A 5,006-nucleotide genomic window follows, 5' to 3' on the forward strand; every position below is an offset into this window, starting at 1 on the left:
CGAAGCCGCCCGCCACCACGATCTTCGCGCTGGTGGTTGAGCGGGTCGCACCGCCGCTAGAGCTTGCGAAGTCCACTGAGCACCCTTTCGAGCAGTGTCACGTCTGGCTGGCCGCCGGCGGCCTCGTCACCGCCGGGCTGGTGGATGGCGACGAGTCCGGCCTCGGCCAGGTCGGCGACGAGGATCCGGGCTACGCCGAGGGGGATGGAGAGCAGCGCCGAGATCTCGGCCACCGACTTGATCTCGATGCAGAGCCGGCAGATCCGCTGGTGCTCGGGCAACTGCCCGTGCAGCCGGGAGGGATCGGCCGTGGTCGACACCAGCGCCTCGATGGCGAGCTGGTACCGCGGCCGCGTCCGGCCGCCGGTCATGGCGTACGGACGGACCAGGGGGTTGTGGGCGGCGGGGGCCGGCCCCCCCTCGGGACGCCGGCGGTGCTGCGCGGGCTGACCGTGCGGCACCTGCGGCTGCTGGTAGGGCTGCTGCTGGTAGCCCTGGCCGCTGGGGGCGGAGGGGAAGTTGTAGCGGTTCCGGGCGCCGTCGCCCGGTACGTGGTGAGCACCGTCGTATGGCTGGTGTCCGCCTGGGGGTGTTGCCACGTTTCCTCCTCCGACTACCGGTCGCCGGTCCATGTCCCTGTGGAACCGCGCCACCGCACCTTAAGGCGCGGTGGCGTGAAACGCACGGTCCGTCTGTTAATTGAGAAGACTGCCCTGGAGCTCCGCGCGCAGGTCCGGGGTCAGGACGCTGCCCGCGCGGTCCACGAGGAGCGCCATCTCGTAGCCGACGAGACCGATGTCGGCGTCGGGGTGGGCGAGTACGGCCAGCGAGGAGCCGTCCGAGATGGACATGATGAAGAGGAAGCCGCGCTCCATCTCCACCACCGTCTGGTTGACCAGGCCGCCTTCGAAGATGCGGGACGCGCCCGCGGTCAGCGAGGTCAGCCCGGACGCGACGGCCGCCAGCTGGTCGGCGCGGTCGCGGGGGAAACCCTCGGACATCGCCAGCAGGAGTCCGTCGGCGGAGACCACCACCGTGTGGGACACCCCGGGGGTGTTGTCCACGAAGTTGGTGATCAACCAGTTCAGATTCTGCGCCGCCTGGCTCATCGGGCTCACACTAACGCTCCTGGTTGTAGGTACTACCCGGGCCACTGTGTTGATCGTAAGTGGCCGATCCGTTCATGTCCGTCCCCGCGGTGCGTCCCTGCTGGACACCGCGCCGCAGGTTGCTCAACCTGCCGCGGACGTCCTCGGGGGCGCGGGAGACCTGTGGGCCGCCCTGCGGGGTCTGTTCCGCCGTCCCCTCGACGAGGTTCGCCTTGGGGACCCGCCGGGGGAGACCGGAAGCCGTGACCCCGCCCGCCTTCGGGTCCTTGAGCTTCCCGGCCCGCTGCCAGCGCTCGTCGTTCGACGAACGCCAGCTGCCGGAGCCCTCCGGGTCGCCCTGCGGGGCCTGCCCGGCCGGCTGCGCCTGATGGGCGGGCCGGTCCGCGGTGGCCTGCTGGGGGTCCCGGTCCTGGCTCGGCCGCTCGGCGGGCGGCGGGCTGCCGCGGCGCGGGAGACCCGCGTCGGTCAGCTGGTGCTCGGCGCTCGGCGCGGAACCCGGACGGTCGAAGCCTACGCGGTCCGGCTCGTTCGCGGGAGCGCCCTGGGCGGATTCCGATTCGACAGCGTAGCCGCCGTCGTAGCCGCCCTGGTACGTGTTCTGGCCGGGCCAGTCGCCCTGGTGGGGCTGGGCGTCGTACGTACCGCCGTGCTGCGCGCCGTCGCCGCCGGCAGATGAGAAGCCGCCTTCCGGATACGGACCGGGACCGGGGTACTCGCCGGTGGCATAGTCGCCGCCGTCCGCGTACCCGCCGTCGGACCGGTGGGCGTCGTTCCGGTAGCCGGTCTCCGCCGGGTAACCCGTCTCGGCCTGGTAGCCGCCGTCGTTCCGGTAGCCGTCCTCGGCGCGGTAGCCGTCGTAGCCGGGCGTCTGCTCGTAGCCGCCGTCCTGCCGGTAGGCGTCCTGCCCGTGGGCCTGCTGCGGCTCCTGCGGCTCCTGCGGCTCGTACGGGGCCTCGTAACCGCCCTCGTAGTGCTCCTGCTCCTGCCCGTACGCCTGCGGGCCCCGGTCGGGCGCCTCGTCGCGGAAGAGCGGGCGGTCCTGCCCGTCCTGCGGCTGCCCGCCCTGGAGCTGCGCGCCGAGCGCCGCGCGGCGCCCCTCGCGGAGAAGGGAGCGGCCCACCGGGTCCAGCGCGGGACCCTCCTGCTCCTCGTACCGCGAGTCGTCGAAGCCGAGCTCGGCGGCCGTGCGCATCGGGGCGGCCTGGGGGGCCTGGAAGGCGTTCTGCTCCGGGATGATCTGGGAGACCGTGAAGTCCTCGGCCGACATCTCGCCACCACCACCGTGGGTGATCGCGTCGGGCAGCATGACGAGCGACGTCGTACCGGCCTGCTCGCCCGACGGGCGGAGCTGGACGCGGATGCCGTGCCGGTCGGCGAGCCGGCCGACCACGAACAGGCCCATGCGCTGGGAGACCGCGACGTCCACCGTCGGCGGCTTGGCCAGCTTGTGGTTGATGTCGGCGAAGTCCTCGGCGGTGAGGCCGATGCCCTTGTCGTGGATCTCGACCATCACGCGGCCGTCGGGCAGTCGCGTCGCGGTGACCCGCACCTTCGTCTGCGGCGACGAGAACGTGGTGGCGTTCTCGAGCAGCTCGGCGAGGAGGTGCACGAGGTCGGTGACGGCCTGGCCGTGGATCTCGGCCTCCGGCACACCGGACAGCTCGATGCGCTCGTACTGCTCCACCTCGGAGGCGGCGGCGCGCATCACGTCGACCAGCGGGACCGGCTGGTCCCAGCGGCGGCCGGGCTCCTCGCCGGCGAGGATCAGCAGGTTCTCGCCGTTGCGGCGCATGCGCGTGGCGAGGTGGTCGAGCCGGAAGAGGTTCTGCAGCTGGTCCGGGTCGGCCTCGTTGTTCTCCAGGTCCGTGATGAGGGTCAGCTGGCCCTCGATCAGCGACTGGTTGCGGCGCGAGAGGTTGGTGAAGATCGCGTTGACGTTGCCCCGCAGCAGGGCCTGCTCGGCGGCGAGCCGGACGGCCTCGCGGTGGACCTGGTCGAAGGCGCGGGCGACCTCGCCGATCTCGTCCTGCGTGTCGATCGGGATGGGCTCGACGCGCGTGTCGACCTTGCCGGGGTCGGTCCGCGACAGCTGGTCGACCAGCGTCGGCAGGCGCTGCTCGGCGACGCCGAGGGCGGCGTGGCGCAGCCGGCGCATCGCGCGGCTCATCTGCCGCGCCATGAAGCCGGCCAGGATGAAGGCGGTGAGCAGGGCGATGACGACGATGCCACCGATGACGAAGGCGTCCGTGCGGGCCTCGTCGGCGATGCGGGTGGCCTCGTTGAGCGCCTTGGTCAGCAGCTCGGCCTCGACCTCGGAGTAGCCCTCGAACTTGCCGGTGGCGGTGGCCATCCAGGTCTCGGGCGTGACGCCGTTCTGCTTCCGCTTCACCAGCTTCTTGATGTCGCCGGCGTCCTCGGCCCGGGCGATCTCGTCGGCCATGCCCTCGAAGACCGACTTCTCGCCGGTGGACGTCTCGGCGACCGGCGGCTGGATGCCGGCCGACTGGAACTCCTTGGCACCGTCCTGGGCCTTGCGGGTCATGACCTCGCGCAGCCGGTCCTCGTCCTCCTGGGTACCGCCGGATATGTACTCCAGCAGCGCGATCTGCTCCAGGTACTTGTACGAGGTGAAGGCTTCCGACTGCTGGCGGAACACCTCGTCGTCCGTGCTCGGCCGCACCAGCAGGTGCATGCCGATGGAGCGCTGGAGCGACTCGGCGGCCTTGGCGAGCTGGATGGCGTAGACGGTCCGGCCGAAGCTGGTGACGTTGCCGGTGCCGAGGCCGAGCTCGTTGGAGAACTCCATCAGGGAGTGCTGGACCCCGACGTAGCCCTCTTCGGTCTTCACCGGGTCGAAGGCCCGGGTGTAGGCGCCCTCGCGCAGCTGCTTCAGGGCCGGCTCCTCCGCCCGGAAGAGCTGCAGGCGGCGTTCCAGGCCCTGCCCCGAGGGCATGTCCCGGACGGCCTCGTCGAATTTCCGCTTGGCGGCGTCCGTGGCGGCGTACGCGTCCGTGACGACGCTCGTCTGGCGGTCGGACGGGCTCTTCGCCGTGAGGAGCGGCTCGGCGGTCAGGTCGCGCTCGTCGAGGAGCGCCTGCCCGTACGCCGAGGCGGCCTGCACGATGCGCGCGGTCTTCTCGGCGTCCCGGGCCTCCTGCCAGGTGTCGACGGCCGTCTTCACCTGGAAGCCGCCCATCACCAGGCCCACGAGCACCGGGACGAGCAGGATGGCGTTCAGGCGCGTGGCCACGTGCCAGTTGCGCGGGGAGAACCGGCTGGCGCTGCTGCCGGCGGCCGGACCGGCCGGGGGGTTTGCGGGTGCGTCCGCGGGCGGCGCCGCTGTGCGCGGCGGCGGGGTGAAGTTGCCCCGCGCCTGCTGCTCCGCGGCGCTCTTCGTGCTTCGCCTCACTCGACCAACAACCTCTCGGCGTCGGCACCTACGCTGTGCCGTTCTTCTGCTCAGAGCCGTACTACTCAGGAGTTCGTGCATTGCAGCACGTAAAGCTGCCGCGTTCCAAACAGCCCGTTCGAGGGACAACCGGCGGTCCGGGGCCGAGATAAAACGGGCATAAAGAACGAGCCCCTGCAAAAGGCGGGGCTCATGTGAGCGCAGCGACACCGCGCGGATGCGTCCAGTGTCCGAAGCGTCGCGATTCTCTGTCGAAACGTTATGAACCGGCGGGCGGGCCGTGTCCAAGGACACAGCCCGCCCGCTGGATGGATACGACAACTGGCGTATACCTACGTCTACTTGACGATCAGCCTACGTCCCGACGGGGCCGCGGCGCCACCCGCCCTACTTCAGTCGTGCCATGAGGGCGTGTTCGACGAGGGTGATGAGGGCGCTCTTGGCGTCGGCGCGGTGGCGTGCGTCGGTGGTGATGATGGGGGTGTCGG

3 protein-coding genes and 2 pseudogenes are annotated in these 5,006 nt (G+C 71.1%); all 5 read right to left on the reverse strand.

Features of this window, described 5'->3' with window-relative positions:
* A pseudogene (locus ACF053_RS30150) lies at positions 1-76 on the reverse strand (ATP-binding protein); the annotation flags it as partial.
* Complete coding sequence (locus ACF053_RS30155; protein WP_391956932.1) at positions 57-599, reverse strand: DUF742 domain-containing protein; 543 nt, start codon at positions 597-599, stop codon at positions 57-59. The pseudogene ACF053_RS30150 and the gene ACF053_RS30155, both read right to left, overlap by 20 nt.
* A gap of 96 nt (positions 600-695) precedes the next feature.
* A complete protein-coding gene (locus tag ACF053_RS30160; RefSeq protein ID WP_058942316.1) occupies positions 696-1,109 on the reverse strand; it encodes a roadblock/LC7 domain-containing protein in 414 nt (137 codons plus the stop codon).
* A 10-nt stretch (positions 1,110-1,119) separates the two neighbouring features.
* Positions 1,120-4,518: a sensor histidine kinase gene (locus tag ACF053_RS30165; protein ID WP_391956933.1), complete on the reverse strand. Its 3,399-nt coding sequence runs from the start codon at positions 4,516-4,518 to the stop codon at positions 1,120-1,122.
* A gap of 387 nt (positions 4,519-4,905) precedes the next feature.
* A pseudogene (locus ACF053_RS30170) lies at positions 4,906-5,006 on the reverse strand (ATP-binding protein); the annotation flags it as partial.

Source organism: Streptomyces kanasensis (assembly GCF_043077165.1).
GTDB lineage: Bacteria > Actinomycetota > Actinomycetes > Streptomycetales > Streptomycetaceae > Streptomyces > Streptomyces changanensis.

Bases quoted from the DNA above. Each gene is read 5' to 3' on its own strand.
- ACF053_RS30160 (WP_058942316.1), bottom strand. From the start codon at position 1,109: ATGAGCCAGGCGGCGCAGAATCTGAACTGGTTGATCACCAACTTCGTG.